General features: G+C 36.9%; 14 protein-coding genes, 4 tRNA genes, 1 riboswitch and 1 other annotated feature. Of the genes, 5 read left to right on the top strand and 13 right to left on the bottom strand.

The window, feature by feature from the left end; genetic code table 11:
- Positions 1-9: 9 nt before the first annotated feature.
- Positions 10-1,656 carry a putative polysaccharide biosynthesis protein gene (locus JZO71_RS11425; RefSeq protein WP_206899749.1) on the bottom strand — a complete coding sequence of 549 codons (1,647 nt, stop codon included), beginning with the start codon at positions 1,654-1,656 and terminating at the stop codon, positions 10-12.
- Positions 1,657-1,944: 288 nt separating this feature from the next.
- Between JZO71_RS11425 and JZO71_RS11420 the strand changes: the two genes are divergently transcribed.
- Positions 1,945-3,456, top strand: coding sequence for a UDP-N-acetylmuramoyl-L-alanyl-D-glutamate--L-lysine ligase (locus JZO71_RS11420; protein ID WP_206899747.1), 1,512 nt, complete (start codon positions 1,945-1,947; stop codon positions 3,454-3,456).
- Positions 3,457-4,078: 622 nt separating this feature from the next.
- On the opposite strand, the gene JZO71_RS11415 is transcribed toward JZO71_RS11420, so the two are convergent.
- From JZO71_RS11415 to JZO71_RS11405, 3 genes are all read right to left on the bottom strand, one after another.
- A complete protein-coding gene (locus JZO71_RS11415; RefSeq protein WP_206899745.1) occupies positions 4,079-4,660 on the bottom strand; it encodes an SGNH/GDSL hydrolase family protein in 582 nt (193 codons plus the stop codon).
- Between the two features lie 414 nt (positions 4,661-5,074).
- Positions 5,075-7,489 (bottom strand): leucine--tRNA ligase, encoded by a 2,415-nt coding sequence (leuS, locus tag JZO71_RS11410; RefSeq protein ID WP_206899743.1) that lies wholly within the window; start codon positions 7,487-7,489, stop codon positions 5,075-5,077.
- A gap of 105 nt (positions 7,490-7,594) precedes the next feature.
- Positions 7,595-7,807: a binding site (T-box leader), on the bottom strand.
- A 69-nt stretch (positions 7,808-7,876) separates the two neighbouring features.
- The gene (locus tag JZO71_RS11405) at positions 7,877-9,904 is read right to left on the bottom strand and encodes a LysM peptidoglycan-binding domain-containing protein (RefSeq protein ID WP_206899734.1); all 2,028 of its coding nucleotides are present in this window, start codon (positions 9,902-9,904) and stop codon (positions 7,877-7,879) included.
- 344 nt (positions 9,905-10,248) lie between these two features.
- Here JZO71_RS11405 and JZO71_RS11400 point away from each other — a divergent pair, with 344 nt between their 5' ends.
- The 3 genes from JZO71_RS11400 to mnmM are packed head-to-tail and all read left to right on the top strand — an operon-like array spanning position 10,249 to position 12,449.
- A complete protein-coding gene (locus JZO71_RS11400; protein WP_206899733.1) occupies positions 10,249-10,881 on the top strand; it encodes a phosphatase PAP2 family protein in 633 nt (210 codons plus the stop codon).
- 26 nt (positions 10,882-10,907) lie between these two features.
- Positions 10,908-11,864 (top strand): tRNA modification radical SAM protein MnmL/YtqA, encoded by a 957-nt coding sequence (gene mnmL / locus JZO71_RS11395; protein ID WP_206899731.1) that lies wholly within the window; start codon positions 10,908-10,910, stop codon positions 11,862-11,864.
- Positions 11,865-12,449 (top strand): tRNA 5-(aminomethyl)-2-thiouridylate-methyltransferase MnmM, encoded by a 585-nt coding sequence (mnmM, locus tag JZO71_RS11390; protein ID WP_206899729.1) that lies wholly within the window; start codon positions 11,865-11,867, stop codon positions 12,447-12,449. It begins immediately after the preceding gene.
- Between the two features lie 64 nt (positions 12,450-12,513).
- Here mnmM and JZO71_RS11385 read toward each other — a convergent pair whose 3' ends face one another.
- Together JZO71_RS11385 and JZO71_RS11380 are read right to left on the bottom strand one after the other, a co-directional pair.
- The gene (locus tag JZO71_RS11385; RefSeq protein ID WP_206899727.1) at positions 12,514-14,283 is read right to left on the bottom strand and encodes an ABC transporter ATP-binding protein; all 1,770 of its coding nucleotides are present in this window, start codon (positions 14,281-14,283) and stop codon (positions 12,514-12,516) included.
- Between the two features lie 3 nt (positions 14,284-14,286).
- Positions 14,287-15,999 carry an ABC transporter ATP-binding protein gene (locus JZO71_RS11380; protein WP_206899726.1) on the bottom strand — a complete coding sequence of 571 codons (1,713 nt, stop codon included), beginning with the start codon at positions 15,997-15,999 and terminating at the stop codon, positions 14,287-14,289.
- A 114-nt stretch (positions 16,000-16,113) separates the two neighbouring features.
- Here JZO71_RS11380 and JZO71_RS11375 point away from each other — a divergent pair, with 114 nt between their 5' ends.
- A complete protein-coding gene (locus JZO71_RS11375; RefSeq protein ID WP_206899724.1) occupies positions 16,114-16,767 on the top strand; it encodes a TetR family transcriptional regulator in 654 nt (217 codons plus the stop codon).
- Between the two features lie 48 nt (positions 16,768-16,815).
- Here JZO71_RS11375 and JZO71_RS11370 read toward each other — a convergent pair whose 3' ends face one another.
- The 7 genes from JZO71_RS11370 to JZO71_RS11340 all read right to left on the bottom strand — a co-directional run bounded on the left by JZO71_RS11370 (position 16,816) and on the right by JZO71_RS11340 (position 21,038).
- Complete coding sequence (locus JZO71_RS11370; protein WP_206899722.1) at positions 16,816-17,604, bottom strand: alpha/beta hydrolase; 789 nt, start codon at positions 17,602-17,604, stop codon at positions 16,816-16,818.
- 18 nt (positions 17,605-17,622) lie between these two features.
- The gene (locus JZO71_RS11365) at positions 17,623-19,098 is read right to left on the bottom strand and encodes an MDR family MFS transporter (RefSeq protein WP_206899720.1); all 1,476 of its coding nucleotides are present in this window, start codon (positions 19,096-19,098) and stop codon (positions 17,623-17,625) included.
- A 130-nt stretch (positions 19,099-19,228) separates the two neighbouring features.
- On the bottom strand, positions 19,229-20,422 hold the full coding sequence (metK, locus tag JZO71_RS11360; protein ID WP_206899718.1) for a methionine adenosyltransferase: 1,194 nt from the start codon (positions 20,420-20,422) through the stop codon (positions 19,229-19,231).
- Positions 20,420-20,497, bottom strand: a riboswitch (SMK box riboswitch). (Overlaps the previous gene by 3 nt.)
- A 218-nt stretch (positions 20,498-20,715) precedes the next feature.
- A tRNA-Glu gene (locus JZO71_RS11355) sits at positions 20,716-20,787 on the bottom strand.
- A 12-nt stretch (positions 20,788-20,799) separates the two neighbouring features.
- Positions 20,800-20,873: transfer RNA gene (locus JZO71_RS11350), tRNA-Ile, on the bottom strand.
- 17 nt (positions 20,874-20,890) lie between these two features.
- A tRNA-Gly gene (locus JZO71_RS11345) sits at positions 20,891-20,961 on the bottom strand.
- 1 nt (position 20,962) lies between these two features.
- Positions 20,963-21,038, bottom strand: a tRNA-Asp gene (locus JZO71_RS11340).
- Between the last annotated feature and the right edge of the window lie 45 nt (positions 21,039-21,083).

Raw genomic sequence — 21,083 nt, 5'->3', positions numbered from 1 at the left:
TCTTTCTTTTTATTTGATTCGTAAGCGATAACGTAATCGGACCATACTGCTGCCCAATAATTTCTCCGCCAAGCGAATTTTTAATGCTAAATAGCCATAAACTACTGCACCAACACCAGCCACACTGACGACTAATATCAATGATTCAAATTTACTATCTTGGTTTAAGAATAAACTTAAAAGCTGCTTTGTTAATCCAGCTGCTAACAACATCAATAGCGTCATGATAAAAATCAGCAACGTTCTTCGCCAAACAAAACCAACTCGAAAACGTACAACTTGGTGCATTTTTCGGAGAATCAAGATACAAGAAACAGCAAAACCAATCATGGTTGCTAGTAACGGTCCGTAAACTTGAAAGATTCTAATTGCAGGATACTGTAAAATTAATTTCACGATAAAGCCGATCAACAAATAATGAATAGCTGCGCGATTTTCAAACATTCCTTGCAACATATTAGAAATCAACATATACAAACCTAAAAATAAACCTACAAAACTTGCTTGGACCAACACTTTACTACCCAATACATCTGGCGTGTAAAAAAGTGTATTCAGTGGATAAGCTAACAGCATCACGCCCGCTGTAGCAGGAAACATGACAAAAGAAAATAGCTGTAGATTCCCACTAGTCAGCTTAGCTAACCCAGGACGGTCTTTCAATGTGACTGCTTCTGTAATCAACGGTAAGCCTGTCGCCGCAATCGATGTTGCTAAAGCAATGACTACCATCGTTAATTTGTCTGGATTTGCGCTAAAAATAGAAAATAGATCGAGTAACTGAGCTTTTGAATATTCCGTCGTTGCAGACATGATTCGAATAAACGTAAACTGGTCAACCAATTTGAAAATCGTTACTCCTGATCCAACAATGATAAATGGAATGGCTTCTTTCATGGTATCCAATAATAATTTTCTAGTTGCTACATTCACTTGATTATTGCTGTGTTCAATCTGCTGAGTCATCAGAGGTTGTTGTTTTCGTAAATAATAAAGTAGAACGACAATGCTAACTAACATTCCGATAAATGCCGCAAATGTTGACTGAGTGACTGCAGCCACGTAATCGCCTGTAGTCATCTTCATGATGATAAACGTCATCAATAACATGTAAAAAATTCGTGCAACTTGTTCAACAATTTGTGAAAGTGCATAAGGCATCATGTCTTGATTTCCTTGGAAATACCCACGAATCACACTCATACATGGAAATACTAATACAGCAATACTCAATGAACGCATCGTTGGGATCAATTCATCTCCGCCACCAGAAGCATGAGCAAGCCACGGTGAGGCAAGATACATAAATGCTGCAAAAATAATGCCTAAAATCCCCATCATTTGTAACGCACGGAAGAAAAGTCGGCGAGAAGTACCATATTCATTCAATGAATTATAACGAGCTGTTTGTTTAGCAATCGCCGCTGGAATCCCAGCTGTTGAAATCAATAAAAACAATGCATAAATATTATAGCCCATATTAAACAAACCATTTGCTGCTTTGGCATTTTCACCCATCCAGGCATACCACGGAATAATATAAATTGCACCCAATAAACGCGAAAGGATATTACTTGTTGTCATCCAAGCAGAGCCTCGAGCCATTTTTTCTTGAGCTGTTAAAACTTTTTCTGTCGGTCCTCTTTGATTATTCATCTCAATTATTCCAACTTTCTTCAAAACATTACTATTATTTTAATTGTAAAACAAGAAACTGGCAATCTCTTTTCTATGGTTTTTCTGTGAAGATGTGCTTTTTTTGAATTCGGTTTCTTTTTCAAATGAATTTTCTAGTCCTTCCTGTCCTCACTACCAAAACATGGGTAATTTTCTTAGGCGGGTTGAACCTAAGTGATTTTCCTAAAAAGAACCCTGCATTAAAGAAAAACATTTCATGCTATGCTATAATTAGTTAGAAATTTCAACGAAGCGAGGGATCGATCAATGAGCTTCTCCTTAGAAGATATCCGTGAATTGTTACTAAAAGAAAATTTATTAAAAGAATTTGTTTCCGATCAAGGCTGGCATTTAACTGCGCCAACTAATTTTTCATTTGAAAATATTAGTTATGATTCTCGTCAAGTAGATGAATCAACTTTGTTTTTTTGTAAAGGTTTGAACTTTAAAGAAGCGTATTTACAATCTGCTGTTTCACAAGGACTCGCTTATTATGTCGCTGAACAACCTTATGAAGTATCTGCTGTGGGCATCATTGTTACGGACATTCGTAAAGCGATGGCGATCTTAGCGATGGCCTTCTATGACTACCCACAACAAAAACTACAGGTCATTGGTTATACTGGGACTAAAGGAAAAACAACAGCAGCTTATTTCACCAAAGCAATTTTAGACCACACGACAAATAATAAAACTGCCTTACTTTCAACAATGAATACAACGTTAGATGGACAAACTTATTTCAAATCTCATTTAACTACACCAGAATCTTTGGATTTATATCGTATGATGGCTGAAGCAGTCACGAATGGGATGACTCATTTAGTGATGGAAGTTTCTTCTCAGGCTTATAAAACACAGCGTGTCTATGGACTAACATTAGATGTCGGCATTTTCTTAAACATTTCACCCGACCACATTAGCCCAATCGAACATCCAACGTTTGATGATTACTTTTACTGTAAACGTCAATTGATTTTAAACTCTAAAACAGTTGTCTTGAATCATGAAAGTGATTATTTCAAGCTACTGAAAGAAACTGCTGACCTTTACCACATACCTGCAATCGTATATGGGCGTTCGCCTGAAACAACTTATCAAGTCACCAGTCTAGCTGGCTCTGGTCATCCATTTACTTTGACAAGTAATCAAGGTCACTTACCCATTGAAGCGGAATATGATATTTTACTGGCTGGTGGATTTAATCAAGAAAATGCGGCTAGTGCAATCATTGCAGCTGCTTTGACTGGTGCTTCAATCGAAGATGCGCAAACTGGCTTAAAAGCGGCTCGCGTTCCTGGGCGAATGGATCAGCTAGTTCAACACAACGGCGCGCATGTCTATGTCGACTATGCCCATAATTATTTAAGTTTAAAAACCTTATTAGAATTTGCCAAAAGCGAACATCCTAAAGGACGCGTCATTGTTGTCTTAGGCAGTCCCGGAAACAAAGCTATTTCTCGACGTCATGACTTTGGAAGCGTCTTGTCAGAAACAGCAGATGTTGTTTTTTTAACTGCCGACGATCCAGCTTTTGAAGATCCTCAAAAAATTGCCGATGAAATTGCTGAGGCAATCACGAATGAAGCGTTGCTTATTCATTATGAAATGGATCGTCCAACTGCGATTGAGCAGGCTTTGGCTGCAAGTACAGCTGAAGATTCCGTAGTCATTGCCGGAAAAGGCGTTGATCCTTATCAAAAAATCAATGGCGAAGATGTCCTTTACGAAGGCGATTATGCTATCGTGAAGCGACTCATCGAAGATAAACAACTTTAATTTTTTATTTATGCCTGTACACATTTATTTTATTATTGCAAAATAATGCAAATGGACTGCGAAGAAAATCGCAGTCCATTTTTATGTAAGTCCATTTATTTTTTAGATTTTTTTACTCGCTCTTCGATATTTTGTTGTTCAGCGGCTAAAAAATCTTTTAAATCGATTTTATTTACTTTATTCAGCCCACCATATCCAGAATCCGCCATTTTCCCCTATCCTGCTTGCTTCTTTCTCCTATTTGTTTTTTGATTTCTTTTACGAATTTTCCCACTTTTTTCCGCTCGTTTCTTTTGTAAATAAGCTTCAATATTCTCTGTGAATTTCATATCATTTACTCCTTTTTACTAAATTATAGCATCTCGATCAATTAACAAGGAGTGATTCCTTCTAACTATTTCCTTCACTTGAAAAAGCCTGTAGTTATCCAATAAATGTCCATTAGTTTTTTGCTTAACTGCATGAAAAACCTCCTTTCAATCTAAAATATGAGTACTAACCACTTTTAGTCTATGAAAGGAGGCTCTATTATTGAAACTATTTTGCGCACTTGTAAAATTGACTGAGAACCTTGTCTCAATCAGTTTGTAGCAATGATGCATCAGATTAACGAATAAAGAGATTATAACTGCGTTTCTTGACTCATTATGATTTGAGCAATCAACGAGCTTAAGAAATGATAACCTAATTTAGAAGGATGTAGACCATCTTCTTGTATAAATAAATTGGGTTCCTCAAAAGAGGTTTCTTGATGGTAACAATCAATAAATTCGACCGACATTCTTTCAGCTATTTCTTGTGACAGTTGAACATACTCAACTAATACTTTAGGATCGGTTTGTTGTTTGATTGCTTCATCTACATAGCTAGGCCCTACTAGAATAACCTTACTGCCAGAAAAATAGTTGATGATCTTTTCAAGATTTCTTTGATACTCCAATTGATTGGTTCGAATGTTAATCGCATCATTAATACCAAGAATTATCACTGTATAGTCAGATTGCAATGTTTGAGTATCCATCGTTACTAGACGTTCTAAGCCACTTTCTGTCGAATCGCCTCTTTGACCTAAATTACTGATCACAAAATCCGAATATCCTGAAAATTCCAGTGTCCGTAAAAGATAGTGGTCTAAGGTTTGTGCAACCTCTCCTTGAAAAAGTCCTGCAGCAATACTATCACCAAAGATGATGATTTTTTTCATATCTTTCATCCCTTTATATTTTATTCTTCTTAAATCTTAACACTGCTTGTAAGAAAGAAACAATTTTTTCCATTCGTTATAAAAAATGACTATAACACCTATTTTAGATAGTTATTCTTCTTAGCATCAATGATATTTCTTTTCGAAAACGTAATTTAAATATAGAGATAAAACAATGAAACAGGAAGCTGGTCATTGTTTTGTCTTCGCCAACTTGAACTGGTAAATCCACACTGATTTTTTTCAGTCAATCTATTAGTTAGTCCAAAAAATGAAGATAAAATAAAAAAAACCGCCTAAAATTCGTTTTTGAAAACGTTGATTTTAGACGGTTCTTAAATTGAAATTGTATTTAGAATAACTAGATCTTAATTTTTGTCCCAGATTTTATTCTTAATGTTTTCAATAATAAGCTTAGTTTGCAACAATGTTAACTAATTTATTTGGGACAGCAATTACTTTACGAACTGTTTTTCCAGCAATTTGTTCTTGGATTGCTTCATCTGCCAAAGCTACTTTTTCAAGTTCATCTTTGCCTAAGTCACGTGCAATATTTGCTTTAGAACGAACCTTTCCATTGACTTGGAAAACAACTTCGATTTCATCTTCAACTAACGCAGCTTCATCATATGTTGGCCAAGGTACGTAAGAAATACCATCTTCGTTTCCTAAAATTGACCAAAGTTCTTCGCCCAAGTGTGGCGCAACAGGAGCTAACAATTGAACAAATCCTTCAACATACTCGTAAGGCAATGCATCGGCTTTATAAGCTTCGTTCACAAAAACCATTAATTGAGAAATAGCTGTGTTGAAGTGCATACTTGCATAATCTTCTGTTACTTTTTTCACTGTCTGGTTGTAAACTTTTGCAAGCTTACCGTCATTGATGGTTGTGATACGATCACGCATTTTATTGTTTTCGTCCACAATCAGGCGCCATACACGATCCAAGAATTTACGGCTACCTTCTAATCCGTTTTCGCTCCATGCAATCGAAGCATCTAAAGGTCCCATGAACATTTCATACATACGTAATGTATCCGCACCATAAGCTTCAACTACGTCATCTGGATTTACAACATTGCCGCGTGATTTTGACATTTTCTCATTGTTTTCGCCTAAAATCATCCCTTGATTATATAATTTTTGGAATGGTTCTTTTGTTGGAACAACGCCAATATCATACAAGAATTTATGCCAGAAACGAACATATAATAAATGTAGTACTGCATGTTCAGCACCACCCACGTAGATATCCACGGGCATCCAGCGTTCTAGTTTTTCATAGTTTGCTAATTCTTTTTTATTATGTGGATCAATGTAGCGTAGGTAATACCAAGAACTACCGGCCCATTGTGGCATCGTATTTGTTTCACGACGTCCTTTTTTACCTGTTTCTGGGTCAACGACATTGACCCAATCCGTGATATTTGCCAATGGCGATTCCCCAGTACCACTTGGTTTAATATTATCTGTGATTGGCAAACGTAATGGTAATTCTTCTTCTGGCAAGGCAGTTACTGTGCCGTCTTCCCAATGAATGATTGGAATTGGTTCTCCCCAATAGCGTTGACGTGAGAACAACCAGTCACGTAAACGGTAGCTAACTTCTTTTTTACCAAAACCATTTTCTTCAAGCCAACTGTTCATTTTAGCAATGGCTTCTTCTGTATTCAAACCATCTAAAAACTCAGAATTGATATGTGAACCATCTTCCGTATGTGCTGCTTTTGAAAGATTGCCACCTTCAATAACTGGTTGGATTGGTAAATCAAACGCTTTGGCAAATTCATAGTCACGCTCATCATGCGCAGGAACAGCCATAATCGCACCTGTTCCATAAGAAGCAAGTACATAGTCGGCAATCCAGATTGGAATTTCTTTTCCGTTCACTGGATTGATCGCATATGCACCAGTAAATACTCCTGTTTTTTCTTTGGCAAGATCTGTTCGCTTCAAATCAGATTTTTTTGCCGTTTCTTCAATATACGCTTCAACTGCTGCTTTTTGTTCTGGTGTCGTGATTTCACGAACCAAATCTAATTCTGGCGCTAAAACCGAATAAGTTGTTCCAAATAATGTATCCGGACGAGTAGTGAAAACTGTATAAGATTTATCTGTTCCAGCTACTTTAAACTCTACATTCGCCCCAACTGAGCGACCAATCCAGTTTCTTTGCATTTCTTTAATGCTTTCTGGCCAATCAACGGTTTCCAAATCGTCTAATAAACGATCCGCATATGCAGTAATTTTCAACATCCATTGACGCATCGGTTTGCGTACAACATCAAAGCCACCACGTTCGCTCTTTCCATCAATAACTTCTTCGTTCGAAATCACTGTTCCTAGTTCTGGAACCCAGTTCACAGCAACTTCTGCTTCATAAGCTAACCCTTTTTCATATAATTTCGTAAAGATCCATTGTGTCCATTTGTAATACTCTGGATCTGTGGTATTCACTTCTCGATTCCAGTCATAACTAAAGCCTAAAGAATTGATTTGACGACGGAATGTTTCAATATTTTTCTTCGTGAATTCTGCAGGATCATTTCCAGTATCTAATGCGTATTGCTCTGCTGGAAGTCCAAATGCATCCCACCCCATTGGATGTAACACATTAAAACCTTGACTACGTTTTACCCGTGAAAGAATATCTGTTGCTGTGTATCCTTCTGGATGTCCCACATGTAATCCTTGACCAGATGGATACGGAAACATATCTAGTGCGTAAAATTTTGGTTTCTGTGGATCATCTTGGGTATTAAATGTGTGATTTTTCGCCCAATATTTTTGCCATTTTTTTTCAATTTCTTTATGGTTATAACTCATTTTCTGTCCCCCTGCATTTTTTTCGTTGAAAGCAAGTTACTTTCGTCATTGTTTTTTCGTTCTACCGATAAAAAACAAAAAAATCCTATAAAAAGATTGCTCTTTTTATAGGACGTAATCTACGTGGTACCACCTAATGTTTACCTTTTCCATTGGAAATAGGCCTCAAACGTTGTAACGGTCGTCACCGCCACTGCTTACTTTTATGTTCAGCAAAGGCAACTCAAAGGCGAGTTCAAAAGCGTCCGTGCACATTCTCACCAACCATGTGCTCTCTAAAACTTCCAACTTTTTACTAATTCCTTTTCAAGTGTTGTTTATTTAAGTAGATTCATAGTAACAAATATCTTCAGCAAGTTCAAATAGTATTTGACAAAATTTTCAGATTTATTTTGCAACTACCACACTCTGACCTGGATAAATGAAATTATCTTTAATATTATTCCACTCAATGAATTGCGCCATTGAAAGATTGTGATCATTGGCAACGCTCCAAACAGACTCACCAGCTTTTACTGTGTACTTCTTAGTCCCAGAGTTAGTAGTAGGTGCTGTTGTTTGTGCTGACCCTTTTTTCACAATGACTTTCTGACCCGGATAAATGAAATTGTTTTTAATGTTGTTCCACTCAATGAATTGTTCCATTGTAATATTATTTTTATTTGCTACACCCCAAACAGATTCGCCTGCCTTCACCGTGTACAGCGTATCTCCACTGGTACTTGTGCTTGTCGTTGGTTTCGCATTATTTGAAGGAGTAGTTGTATTTGCTGCGTTATTTCCAGTAGTAGCTGTTGTATTCCCACTTGCTGAATTAGTTGATGCAGCAGAACCGCCCTTGATAATCAATTTTTGTCCTGGATAAATGAAGTTATTTTGGATATTATTCCATTCAATCAATTGGGCCATTGTAATATTATTTTTATTTGCCACACCCCAAACAGATTCGCCTGCTTTCACCGTGTAAGTAGAAGAAGTAGTTGCTCCTGTTGAAGCGTTAGCTGAATTACTATTGTTCGTAGTAGCATTATTAGTTGTTGCACTACTTGATGTCCCGTTCTTCACGATCAGTTTTTGACCTGGATAAATGAAGTTATTCGAGATTTTATTCCATTGAACAAGTTGTGCCATTGTGATTCCATGGGCATTTGCCACGCCCCAGACAGAGTCACCAGCTTTGACTGTATAAGAACCAGTTGTCGCTGTACCTGCATTACCTGTATTAGATGATTGATTTTGATTTGTATTTGAGTTTGATGAACCTGGATTTGTCGTTGCGCTATTAGAAACAACTAATTGTTGACCTGGATAGACAAAATTATTTTTAATATTGTTCCATTGGATCAATTGATTCATTGTAATCCCATGTGCATTTGCGATGCCCCAAACAGAATCACCCGATTTAACGGTATATTTCGAACCATTACTAGGTTGGGTATTTGTTGGATTACTATTACCCGAAGAATTTGTATTGCTTCCAGAATTATTGGTTGATGAGCCAGTTGATTGTTCCCCTTTGATCGTTAAACGTTGACCTGGGTAGACAAAATTATTTTTAATATTGTTCCATTGGATCAATTGATTCATTGTAATCCCATGCGCATTCGCAATACCCCAGACAGAATCGCCTGATTTAACAGTATATGTTGCTGTTGTAGAACCATTATCAGTTGGGTTCGTCACAGAATTATTCGAGCCTGTTCCTGTATTCAAACCACCACCTGAACCAGTTGTAGCACCCCCACCCGCATTACCAGTTGCAGGCGTATCGTATTTGGTTAATCCATAAGTTACGATAATATTATTTAATTTTGTTGAGTAAGTTGGATCTGTCGCGTAACGACCAGTTAATGCTGAAGTTGCTTCCGTATAAGACTTAGTATTGCTTTTCCAAGTACCAGCATAATAATAGCCATTGCCAAAAGAAGTATTGCGCAATACATAAGCATTATCACTAAATGATTCTGCAAAAGATGGGTAATGACGGAAAGGTTCTTTTTTTGTCACCCATTTATTGTTTAAATATTCTAATGTATTCATATAAACAGTTTGCCCTTGGTAACTGCCTTTGATTCCAAATAAATTGTGATAAGGCGACTGTGACAACGCACTACTTCCCCAGCCACTCTCAACAACTGCTTGTGCAATCATAACCGAAGCATATAAGTCATTTGCTTGTGCAATAGGTTGCGCATAAGTCGAGATTTCTGCGATAAATGCTGAAGTATTGATTCTCGCACCAACCTGAGCAGGTAGCTCATTTGCTGCTACAGGAACTGGTTGGATCAACGGTGCCGCAACAGAACAACCAACCATTGCCGTACCAACTGCTGCTACTCCACGTTTTGCATTTCGAAAACGTTTCTTTTCTTCTTGGCGTCTCCGCTCTTTTCTTCCAATCGTTGCCTTCTCCATTTTCTATCCTCCGCATCCATTTTTCAGTTACTATAAGTATAACTTTTCTTAAACTACATTAAAAGTTCTTTAAACCCTTTGTTATCCTTTGTAATCTGTATGTAATTTTATGTAACACCTAATCAACTAGTTTTGCCAAAGCCTTGATAGCTATGCATTGCATAAAATCAAGATTTTTGAAGAACGTCAATTTTTATTTCAGAAATATTACCAAATCTTTTCGTCAACATTACGCCGGTCGTTATCATCGAAAACTCATCATTTTTTCATTTGATTTCTTTGAACAAAAAATCTAGCAATTAAAAAAATGCTATAATGATTTCAGTATACGAAGGAGGAACTTTATGAAACAAAACGCGTCATTTCGAGTTACAGCGAGTATTTTTCTTATACTTTTCTTGACTCTTAGTTATTTTGTAAAATTTCATTTATCGCAGCTTCATGGCTTCGATCAATTTTTTACTTCAATTATTCGAGCACCCTTACCACAGTGGAACACTTATCAAATGATGGTGACAAAATTAGGAAATCCGTTAACTGTCATTTCTATTTTTGTTTGCTTGATTTTTTTCTTGTGGATCAAAAAGAAACATATCGAACTAATTTGGTTAACAACTAATTTCATTTTGATTGCCGGAATCACCAATCCATTGATTAAATTATTTTTTATGCGTGATCGCCCTACCTTACCTCACTTAGTTAGTGAGTCAAGTTACAGCTTTCCTAGTGGACATTCGACAGGGAGCATGATTCTGTATGGTACATTGATTTTCTTATTGTCTCATTTGATAAACAACAAAACAGTACGATTGTTGTTGCAATTTCTCTTAGGATTGATTATTTTAAGTGTTGGTATTAGTCGAATTTATTTGGGCGTACACTTCCCAAGTGATGTTTTAGGTGGTTACTTATTAGGATTAACTTGGTTATGCTACACTTATCCGATTTATTTAAAAAATAAGGAATCAATTACCTAACGAAGGAAAAGAAAGAAGGAATTTAAATGGAATTTCCTTATGCAGAAGGAAATAAACGTTACCATTCATGGAATTATGCTTTGCGTAATGAATTTGGTGGTAAAATTTTCAAAGTGCCTATCGACGGTGGCTTCGATTGCCCCAACCGTGACGGTACGGTAGCTCATGGTGGTTGTACTTTTTGTAGTGTTTCTGGATCGGGAGACATGATTGTTGCGCCTGAAGATCCACTACCTATTCAATTTCATAAAGAGATTGATATGATGCATCAAAAATGGCCACATGTACAACAATATATCGTTTATTTTCAAAATTTCACTAATACACATGCACCTGTTGAAGTGATTCGAGAACGCTTTGAACAAGTCATCAATCTTCCTGGCGTTGTTGGACTTTCAATTGGTACACGTCCAGATTGTTTGCCAGATGAAGTGGTGGACTATCTAGCTGAATTAAATACTCGGCTCTATCTTTGGGTTGAGCTTGGCCTACAAACAACTTTTGAAGAAACTTCGACTTCAATCAATCGCGCACACGACTATCAAACTTATTTAGATGGCGTAAGTAAACTACGTAAACACAACATTCGCGTATGCACTCACCTAATCAATGGCTTACCTGGAGAATCTTTAGAAATGATGCGTGAAAACGTTCGCCGAACAATCCTAGATTCCGACATTCAAGGAATCAAACTACATCTCATGCACTTGATGCGCAAAACACGTATGCTTCGTGATTATCATGAAGGTCGACTTCAACTAATGAGTCAGCAAGACTATGTTCATGTGATCTGTGATCAATTGGAAATGATTCCTCAAGAAATCATTATTCATCGTTTAACTGGTGATGCGCCGTGGGATTCTCTAATTGGACCAATGTGGAGCTTGAAAAAATGGGAAGTTTTGAATGCAATTGATGAAGAATTAATTCGTCGTGATAGCTACCAAGGAAAATTCAACATTCGAACAAAGGAGCTCATATAGATGCTACAAACAGCACTTCATTTTAGCCATACTTTATTAAAAGAAGTCTTACAACCCGGTGATCAAGTGGTTGACGCTACAATGGGAAATGGTCACGATACTGTTTTTATGGCTGAGCTGATTGGTAAAACAGGGCATGTCTATAGCTTCGACATCCAACAAAAAGCAATGGATGCCACCCAAGAAAAATTGAAAGAAACGAATCTGACAGAGCGCACTACTTTATTTTTACAAGGACATGAAACGCTTGGTCAAGTCATTCCAATTGGTCAACCAATCAAAGCAGGAATTTTCAATTTGGGTTATCTTCCACAAAGCGACAAAGAAATTATTACTTTGCCACAAACAACCAAGCAAGCAATGGAAGAAATCTTAGCACGGCTAGTTCCGAAAGGTCGATTGATTTTAGTTGTTTACTACGGACATGCAGGTGGAGAAAATGAGCTGGATATGGTTCAAGAATTTTGCCAACAATTGCCACAGGAACAATACAATGTTTTAACTTATCAATTTATCAATCAAAAAAATCAGCCACCCATCCTTTATTGTATTGAGAAAAAGAAGAAAAAAAGAGAGTTCAGCTAAAAATAGCTGGACTCTCTTTTTGTAGAATCTCTCGTTGTCAAAATAGTCGGCCTTTCACCAATTTTTATTCAAATACAAATTGATTATGGTAAAGTTCGGCATAGAAGCCATCTTCCGCTAGTAACTCATGGTGGTTTCCTTCTTCAATTACTACCCCATCGCGTAAAACAACAATGCGATCGGCATTCAAAATTGTTTTGAGGCGATGTGCGATAACAAAACTTGTCCGTCCTTTGATTGCTTCATCCATCGCTTTTTGGATTCTTGCTTCTGTAACCGTATCAACATTACTTGTTGCTTCATCCAAAATCAACAAACTTGGTTCCGTAATAATCGTCCGTGCAATACTAATCAATTGTTTCTGTCCCGTACTAAACAAATTATTTTCTTCTGAGACTTCCGTTTCGTATCCTTTTTCTAGTGACATGATAAAGTCATGAATGTTGGCTTGTTTCGCCGCATTGACGACTTCTTCATCTGTTGCTTCTGGTTTACCAAACGTAATATTATCGCGAATCGTTCCAGAAAATAATACAGATTCCTGCAACACGATCCCTACATGTTTACGTAACATATCTAAATCAAACTCACGAATGTCTGTACCATCAATCATGACAGCACCTTCATTGACGTCATAAAAACGATTCAACAAATTCATGATTGTTGTCTTACCAGAACCAGTTGGGCCAACTAGAGCTACCATTTCGCCTTTGTTCACCTTAATCGAAACATCTTTCAAAACTAAATTATCAGGTTTGTAGCCAAAATCAACGTGTTTTAAGGCTAATTCTTGTTCCACACCGTCAAATGCTTTCCCATCAACTGGCTTAACTTCTTCTGGTTCATCAAACATTTCATTTAATCTTCTCGCACCAGTAATTGCTAATTGGATCATGCTGTAACCAGAAGAAATTTGCATCAATGGTTGATAATATTGTTGTGAATATTGAACAAAAGTTACGACTAATCCTAATGCAACAGAACGTTCCAAATCACCATTCAAAGCTAACCATCCACCAAAGAAAATAACGATTGCCGTGTTGACCAATGACATTCCTTGCATCATTGGAAATAGTAAACCGGAATACACTTGACCTTTGTAGGTTGCTTTACGGACTGTTTGGTTATGTTCCAGAAAACCATCAATTGTTTCTTCTTGTAAGCCATTGGTAATGATTACTCGTTGTCCACTGATTTTCTCATCCATATAACCATTCAACTTACCAACTTCATCTTGCTGTAAATCGACATATTTTCGCGCTTTTTGAATGATAAATACAGCAATCAAGATGGCAACTGGCGTGGAAGCAATCGTTGCCCAGGCCAACTCCACATTTTGACGAAACATCATGATTAAAATCCCAACCATCAACACCGCATTCGTAATAACTTGAAGCAGTGCTTGGTTCAAACTATTTTGGATATTATCCAAATCACTTGTAAAACGGCTTAAGATTTCACCATCTTGATGAGAATCAAAGAAGCGAATTGTCAATTTTTCAAGTTTATTAAACAAACCAATACGCATTCTATTCGTTGATTTTCCAACTACTTGCGTAAACAAAATACTATAAATAAAGTTTGCAGCACTAGCTAAAACATAGAAAATCAACAATTTCCAAATAATATCAATGAATTTACTCTTATCATCAACGCCTTGCATTAATCCTGTCACATAATTTGCTAATTCCTGAAAAGCTTCCCCAACAAATTGTGGCGCCTTTACTTGTAAGTAAGTAGCAATAATCACTGTCACAAAGATAAAGAAAAAGGAGAATTTATAACGTTTCAAATAATGATAGAAAAATTTACTTGCTTTAATTAAATCAGTCATTGATTACTCCTCCATTCCTTTTTGTGTTTCAAAGATTTCTTGATACACTTGATTAGTTGCAACCAATTCTTCATGTGTACCTTCCCCCACTAAACGACCTTCATCTAATACTAGAATACGATTCGCCTTAACTACAGAGGCAATTTTTTGTGCAATAACGATTGTCGTCGTTTCTTTCAATTCGTGATTCAATGCTTCACGAACTAATTTTTCTGAACGAGCATCCAAGGCACTAGTACTGTCATCCAAAATCAAAATTTTAGGATCACCAATTACGCCACGTGCAATAGATAAACGTTGCTTTTGTCCCCCAGAAAAATTGCTACTTCTCTCCTCAACAGGTGCTTCATAGCTCTCTGCTAATTTACTGATAAATTCTTGTGCTTGCGCAATTTTAGATGCACGTTCCATATCTTTTTCTGTTGCATCTTCTTTTCCTTGGCGCAAATTTTGGGCAATTGTTCCAGAAAAGAGAATGGCTTTTTGTAAAACAAAGGAAACTGTTTTACGTAAACTTTTCTCATTCACCGTTTTCAAATCAACGCCACCAACTTCAACTGTTCCTTCTGTTGGATCAAATAGTCTTGGAATCAACTGTGCTAACGTTGACTTACCTGCCCCCGTTGCCCCGACAATCCCAATCATTTCTCCAGGTTCAATCATAAAGCTGATATCTTTTAAGGTATCTTCATCATCACCAGGGTAACGGAAAGACACATGGTCAAACGTTACAGAACCCGTTAATTCTTGTTCAGGTACATCCAGATAAGTTAAATCAGGTTCTGTATCCAAGATTTCTTTGATTCGTTTAAGTGAAACAGCAGCTCTTGAAGTCATCATCATCATCATACCGCCAATAATGATTGCCATCATAATTTGCATCAAATAATTCATAAATGAAGCAATCCCACCAATTAAAGTAGGGTCATCTTTCGCCAAATCACTCACAAAGAAAATCGCACCGACCACTGCTAAATTAGCTGCTAACATAAAGGAAGGAATCATGACTGAAAATAAAGTTCCTACAATAATGTTGTGTTCAGTTAATTCATCGCTCACTTTGGTAAATGTTTTTAGCTGGTTCTTTTCCTGTACAAAAGATTTAACTACACGAATCCCCATGAGATTTTCCTTCGCAATGCTGTTCACTTTATCGATCAATTGTTGAATGATCATAAAGTGTTTTCCCATTCTTGTAAAAGAAAGTCCGGTAATGATGACAACTGCAACAATCAATGCAACAATGATCCACCACAATTGAGGCATTGTCATCATCGCTAAAATAAATGCACCAATAAATAAAAATGGAATTCTGAAAAGTGATTGTAAAGAAATCATCACTAAATTTTGAATTTGCGTGATATCATTTGTCAAACGAACAACTAAGTTTCCTGCAGAAAACTGTTCAATATTCCCAAACGAAAATGTTTGGATTTTTCGAAACGCCTCTTCCCGAATATCCGCACTTACACCTTGCGCTACTCTGGCAGAAAAAATCGTATTCGTCACGCCTGCAAGCAAACCTAATACAGCTAAACCAATCAGATAGACACCAATTGTTTTCATTTCATCGTTATCTTCTGTAATAATAGCTTCAAGTACTTGTTGTAATAGTTTTGGTTGCCATAACGTAGCTGCAACCATAATACCTACTGAAACCAATGAAATAAAGACAGCCATTTTATACTTCTTCGCATGTCTTAAAATTAGATTCATGTGTTATCTACACCCCTTTAGTTAAATTGACAGCCTCTCTTTAACACTGTAAAATAAGACCGCATAACAATTTACCATGTTTAAAAAAATAATGCAATACAAGAGGTCGATTAAATGGAACCTAAGCTTTCCCAAAAAATTATTATCCAAAATGCCTTTGCAATTTTAGCAGAAAAAAAAGAGCTATCTGCTCTTTCTATGCGTAATCTAGCAAAAAAAATGGACGTTCAAGCACCTGCACTTTATTGGTATTTCAAAAATAAACAACAACTCTTACAAAAAATGGCCGAAACAATTGAAGATACGTTAGTCGTTCCCAATACCTGCATGCCATGGAAACAACAGCTTTTACAATTTATGGAAAACTATTATGATCTTTATTCTCAGTTTCCTTGTGCTGCTGAAATCGAAATTCATACTGTTCCAGCATTTCCTAGTCGACTGGAGCATTTAGAAACGATGATTCAATTGCTCATCAATCAAAACTTTTCATTACAACAAAGCCACCAAGCAATCACAGCTTTGCATAATTTGTTAATTGGTCAATTAATGGACTATCAACAAGAACAAAAACTACGATATGAAATAATGAATGGTAATGAGCTATTAAAAGAATCTGTTTTATATATGCGTACTTATGTCCAAGAACATCAGTTAACTGGATTAAGTGATGATATCCATGCTCATCGTACGGCCGATAATAAACAAGAATTTCTCAACAATGTGACCATTTACCTAACTGGTCTTGAATATAGCAAAACTTTATAAAAAAAAGTAAGTCAGCAATGTAGGGTATCACATCGCTAACTTACTTTTTTATTCTCCTTCAAATAGCCAACCGAAAGCACGTTGGATCCATTCATCCCAAAAAATCCAGTTATGCTCACCTGGTCCATGTTCAAATGTAACAGCTAAGCCATTTTCTTTGATTGCCTCAGCCATCTCCTGATTAGCAGTAAATAAAAAATCAGATTCCCCACAAGCCAAAAAGATTCGTGGTGCTTGTTTACCACTAGCAACTAGATTATCCAGTAAAAATCTTGGATCATTTATTGAACCTTCAATTTGATCTACTGGTCCAAAGATCCCTTCCCAAAAAGACTGCTTTCGAATCTTTAATAAATCATCCATGCGATTGCCAACAGAAACAGCTCCAGATAATGAAATCACTGCTGCAAAATTTTCGGGTTTAGCTAAACCCAATTTTAATGCGCCATAGCCGCCCATCGATAACCCGGCAGCATATGTTTTCTCTCTTGTTGTTGTCAATTGTGGAAATAATTCGTGACAAATAGCCGGTAGTTCTTCTGAAATAAATGTCCAATAATTCATGTCATATGTCGTATCTGTATACCAACCTAAATCTGTTGACGGCATAATCACAGCTAAACCATAATCTGCGGCATAACGTTCAATAGATGATCGACGCTCCCAGACACTATGGTTACCACCCATCCCATGTAATAAATACAACATTGGGACGTCCGTAATCTCTTGTTGTGTGCTTGTGCCAATTACTTTATTCGTTTTCTGTGGAAGAATAACATTTAGATTAACTTCCATTTCTAATATATTGGAATAAATATTTGCTTGGATAAATGCCAACTTTTTCGCCTACCTTCTTTAACTTTCTATTATTTTACCACTTTTAATGCGTACAAAGAATGTTAAAGCTAGTGCAAGAACGACTAGAAGCAAACCAGCAAAGTAAACACTGTGTAATCCATCATATAAAATTTCTCTTAATGGAACTAATAATGTAGCATCAATTTGCTTGGCAGTCTGTGGATTCACTAATTTATTCATAATATCAGCATCATCAGTTAGTTGTTTAGCTGCTAATTCTCTCTGAGTAACTGCATTCATTAGCAACCCAAATACTGCCACCATCACTGTTTGACCAATCGTTCGCACTAGTGTATTAAATGAAGTTGCCACGCCTAATTGCTCATGTGGAACGCTATTTTGTGCGCTAACAGTTGAGGTAGTCATCGTGATTCCCAATCCGACACCGATAATCGTTGAAATTGCAAAGAACCATAAAAAATTGCTTGCAAAAGGCATCAAGTATAACCACATTCCACCAATAGTTGTAATCAACAATCCAATTCGTAACACCCAATGAGTCGACATTTGTGACATCCATCGACTCGCTAAAAATGATCCTACCATCCAAACAAGTGAAAGTGGTGCTAAAACTAATCCACCTACCGCAGCATTCAGTCCAAGAACACCTTGCATCCACATTGGAATATACACATCAATTCCCATCAAAAAACCACTCGCTAAAGCTGCTGCTAAATTGACAATCACAAACAATGGATTCTTAAATAATTCCAACATAATAACAGGATCTTTTGCACGTTTTTCTGCCCAAATAAAAAGGAAAAAGAGCAAAACACTAACTATTAATAAACTAATAACAAAAGTCGTAAATCCTTGATCACCTAATAATTGAAATCCAAGTAATAATGTAACTAATGTTGCCATCAAGCTCAAACTTCCCAAAATATCCATTGGTTTTGCTTCACGTTCAATCGCTGGCTCATTTAAATAAATCCAAATCAATATCATCAGTCCGATACCAATTGGCACATTGATGAAGAAAATCCAGTGCCAGCTAATCGTATCAACAATAAAACCACCAGCCAGGGGACCAAACACACTAGCGATTCCCCATGCAGAACTATTTAATCCTAATACTTTTGCACGTTTTTCTATTGAATATAAATCACCTATAATGGTCAAAGCCACAGGCATCATTGCTCCAGCACCCATCCCTTGTAGTGCACGGGCTGCAATCAATCCAATCATTGTTTGAGATAACCCACAGAACAAAGAACCAATAATAAAAAGTAACGTACCAAAAATAAAAATTGGTTTTCGGCCAATTTTATCAGCTAATTTTCCATAAATTGGTGTCAACATCGCATTTGTTAATAAATAAATTGAAAATACCCAGTTCATTATTTCCATTCCATGTAGTGAACCAACGATTGTTGGCATTGCTGTTGTTACAATCGTTCCTTCAATCGCCGTCATAAATGTAGCAATAAATACGCCTATTGTTACTAACGTTACGTTTGTTTCTTTTTTCATTTTTTTCCTCCCCATATTCAATTGTCAAAAAAATCGATTTAAACAAGAATAATCTCAGATAATTTAGTGAATAAGACCATAAAAAAAAGCAGAACGACTATCTTAAAGATAATCGTTCCAGCATTTTTTATTACTTACTTAAAGTTGCTTTCAATGCTTCTACTTTATCTGTACGTTCCCAAGGTAAATCAACATCCGTACGCCCAAAGTGCCCATAGGCAGCTGTTTGTTTATAAATTGGACGACGCAGGTCAAGCATCTCGATAATACCAGCTGGACGAAGGTCAAAGTTTTCTCGTACTGCTGCAATTAAATCATCTTCTGATACTGTTCCTGTACCGAAAGTATTGATTGAAATCGATACAGGCTGTGCAACACCAATCGCATAAGCTAATTGAACTTCAACTTTTCTTGCAAAACCAGCAGCAACAATATTCTTTGCAATATAACGTGCAGCATAGCTTGCAGAACGGTCAACTTTTGTTGCATCTTTCCCAGAAAATGCACCGCCACCATGGCGAGCATAACCACCATAAGTATCAACGATGATTTTTCTTCCTGTTAAACCGGCATCCCCTTGAGGACCCCCGATAACAAAACGACCAGTAGGATTGATATAGTATTTAGTCTTATCATCTAATAACTCAGCTGGAATAACTTCCTTAATAACTTTTTCAATTACATCTTTATGAATTGTTTCGTTATCTACTGCATCATCATGTTGCGTCGAAATCACGATTGTGTCAACTCGTTCAGGCTGTCCATCTTCTCCGTACTCTACGGTAACTTGTGATTTAGCATCTGGACGTAAATAAGTTAATTCATTTGATTTACGTAATTCTGCAAGACGGCGAACTAGACGATGGCTTAAAGCAATTGGTAAAGGCATCAATTCTGGTGTTTCATCAACCGCAAACCCAAACATAAGTCCTTGGTCACCTGCACCAATTTCATCTAATAAATCTTTTTGATCTTCTTCACGAATTTCTAACGCTTCATTTACACCTTGAGCAATATCTGGTGACTGTTCATCAATCGCTGCTAAGACGGCCACGGTATCTCCATCAAAGCCAAATTTTGCACGAGTATAACCAATTTCTTTAATTGTTTCTCGTACAACTTTTTGAATATCTACATAAGCAGTGGTCGAAATTTCTCCAAATACTAAAACTAACCCGGTTGTTACGGATGTTTCGCAAGCAACACGTGCCATTGGATCTTGTGCTAAAATTGCATCTAAAATTGCATCACTGATTTGGTCAGCAACTTTATCCGGATGCCCTTCAGAAACGGATTCTGAGGTAAATAAATGTCTTTCTGTCATGGTGATTCCCCCTAGTTAAATTCGGTTACAAGGCATCTCCGTTCGTACGGATCCTCTCGGGAACTTGCAACGAAATCAGTATAGCAGATAAAGTAGATTTTAGCTCGCTTTTTCAAAAATTTTTCATCAAAAAATGATAATTACATACAGAATGGCTCAACAATAAAACATTTTTCTACATATATAAATAAAAAACTTAGCACAGCTATCTTGTAAGATAACTCTGCTAAGTTTTTTTGAAATCATTCTTTCGAAAAAAGAAAAAAAAGATACTTTTACAAAGTATCTTTTGATGACCCGTACGGGATTCGAACCCGTGTTACCGCCGTGAAAGGGCGGTGTCTTAACCGCTTGACCAACGGGCCAGTAAGAAATAATGGGCCTAAATGGACTCGAACCATCGACCTCACGCTTATCAGGCGTGCGCTCTAACCAGCTGAGCTATAGGCCCATAAAAATTTAAAACTAAGCGGGTGACGAGAATCGAACTCGCGACAACAGCTTGGAAGGCTGTGGTTTTACCACTAAACTACACCCGCGTGGCGGTTCCGACGGGAATCGAACCCGCGATCTCCTGCGTGACAGGCAGGCATGTTAACCCCTACACCACGGAACCAATAGTTTTTAAATTTTTAATTGCGGGAGCAGGATTTGAACCTAC

The sequence above is a fragment of the Candidatus Enterococcus courvalinii genome (assembly GCF_017315945.1).
Taxonomy (GTDB): Bacteria; Bacillota; Bacilli; order Lactobacillales; family Enterococcaceae; genus Enterococcus_B; species Enterococcus_B courvalinii.
The sequence above is the reverse complement of the archived record's forward strand: the minus strand, read 5'-3'. Positions and strand labels throughout refer to the sequence as shown.

Coding starts and splice junctions, on each gene's coding strand:
- JZO71_RS11380 (WP_206899726.1), bottom strand. CDS start 15,999: ATGAATCTAATTTTAAGACATGCGAAGAAGTATAAAATGGCTGTCTTT.
- JZO71_RS11385 (WP_206899727.1), bottom strand. CDS start 14,283: ATGACTGATTTAATTAAAGCAAGTAAATTTTTCTATCATTATTTGAAA.
- JZO71_RS11400 (WP_206899733.1), top strand. CDS start 10,249: ATGAAACAAAACGCGTCATTTCGAGTTACAGCGAGTATTTTTCTTATA.
- JZO71_RS11425 (WP_206899749.1), bottom strand. CDS start 1,656: ATGAATAATCAAAGAGGACCGACAGAAAAAGTTTTAACAGCTCAAGAA.
- JZO71_RS11415 (WP_206899745.1), bottom strand. CDS start 4,660: ATGAAAAAAATCATCATCTTTGGTGATAGTATTGCTGCAGGACTTTTT.
- JZO71_RS11420 (WP_206899747.1), top strand. CDS start 1,945: ATGAGCTTCTCCTTAGAAGATATCCGTGAATTGTTACTAAAAGAAAAT.
- metK (WP_206899718.1), bottom strand. CDS start 20,422: ATGACAGAAAGACATTTATTTACCTCAGAATCCGTTTCTGAAGGGCAT.
- JZO71_RS11375 (WP_206899724.1), top strand. CDS start 16,114: ATGGAACCTAAGCTTTCCCAAAAAATTATTATCCAAAATGCCTTTGCA.
- JZO71_RS11365 (WP_206899720.1), bottom strand. CDS start 19,098: ATGAAAAAAGAAACAAACGTAACGTTAGTAACAATAGGCGTATTTATT.
- JZO71_RS11405 (WP_206899734.1), bottom strand. CDS start 9,904: ATGGAGAAGGCAACGATTGGAAGAAAAGAGCGGAGACGCCAAGAAGAA.
- mnmM (WP_206899729.1), top strand. CDS start 11,865: ATGCTACAAACAGCACTTCATTTTAGCCATACTTTATTAAAAGAAGTC.
- leuS (WP_206899743.1), bottom strand. CDS start 7,489: ATGAGTTATAACCATAAAGAAATTGAAAAAAAATGGCAAAAATATTGG.
- mnmL (WP_206899731.1), top strand. CDS start 10,908: ATGGAATTTCCTTATGCAGAAGGAAATAAACGTTACCATTCATGGAAT.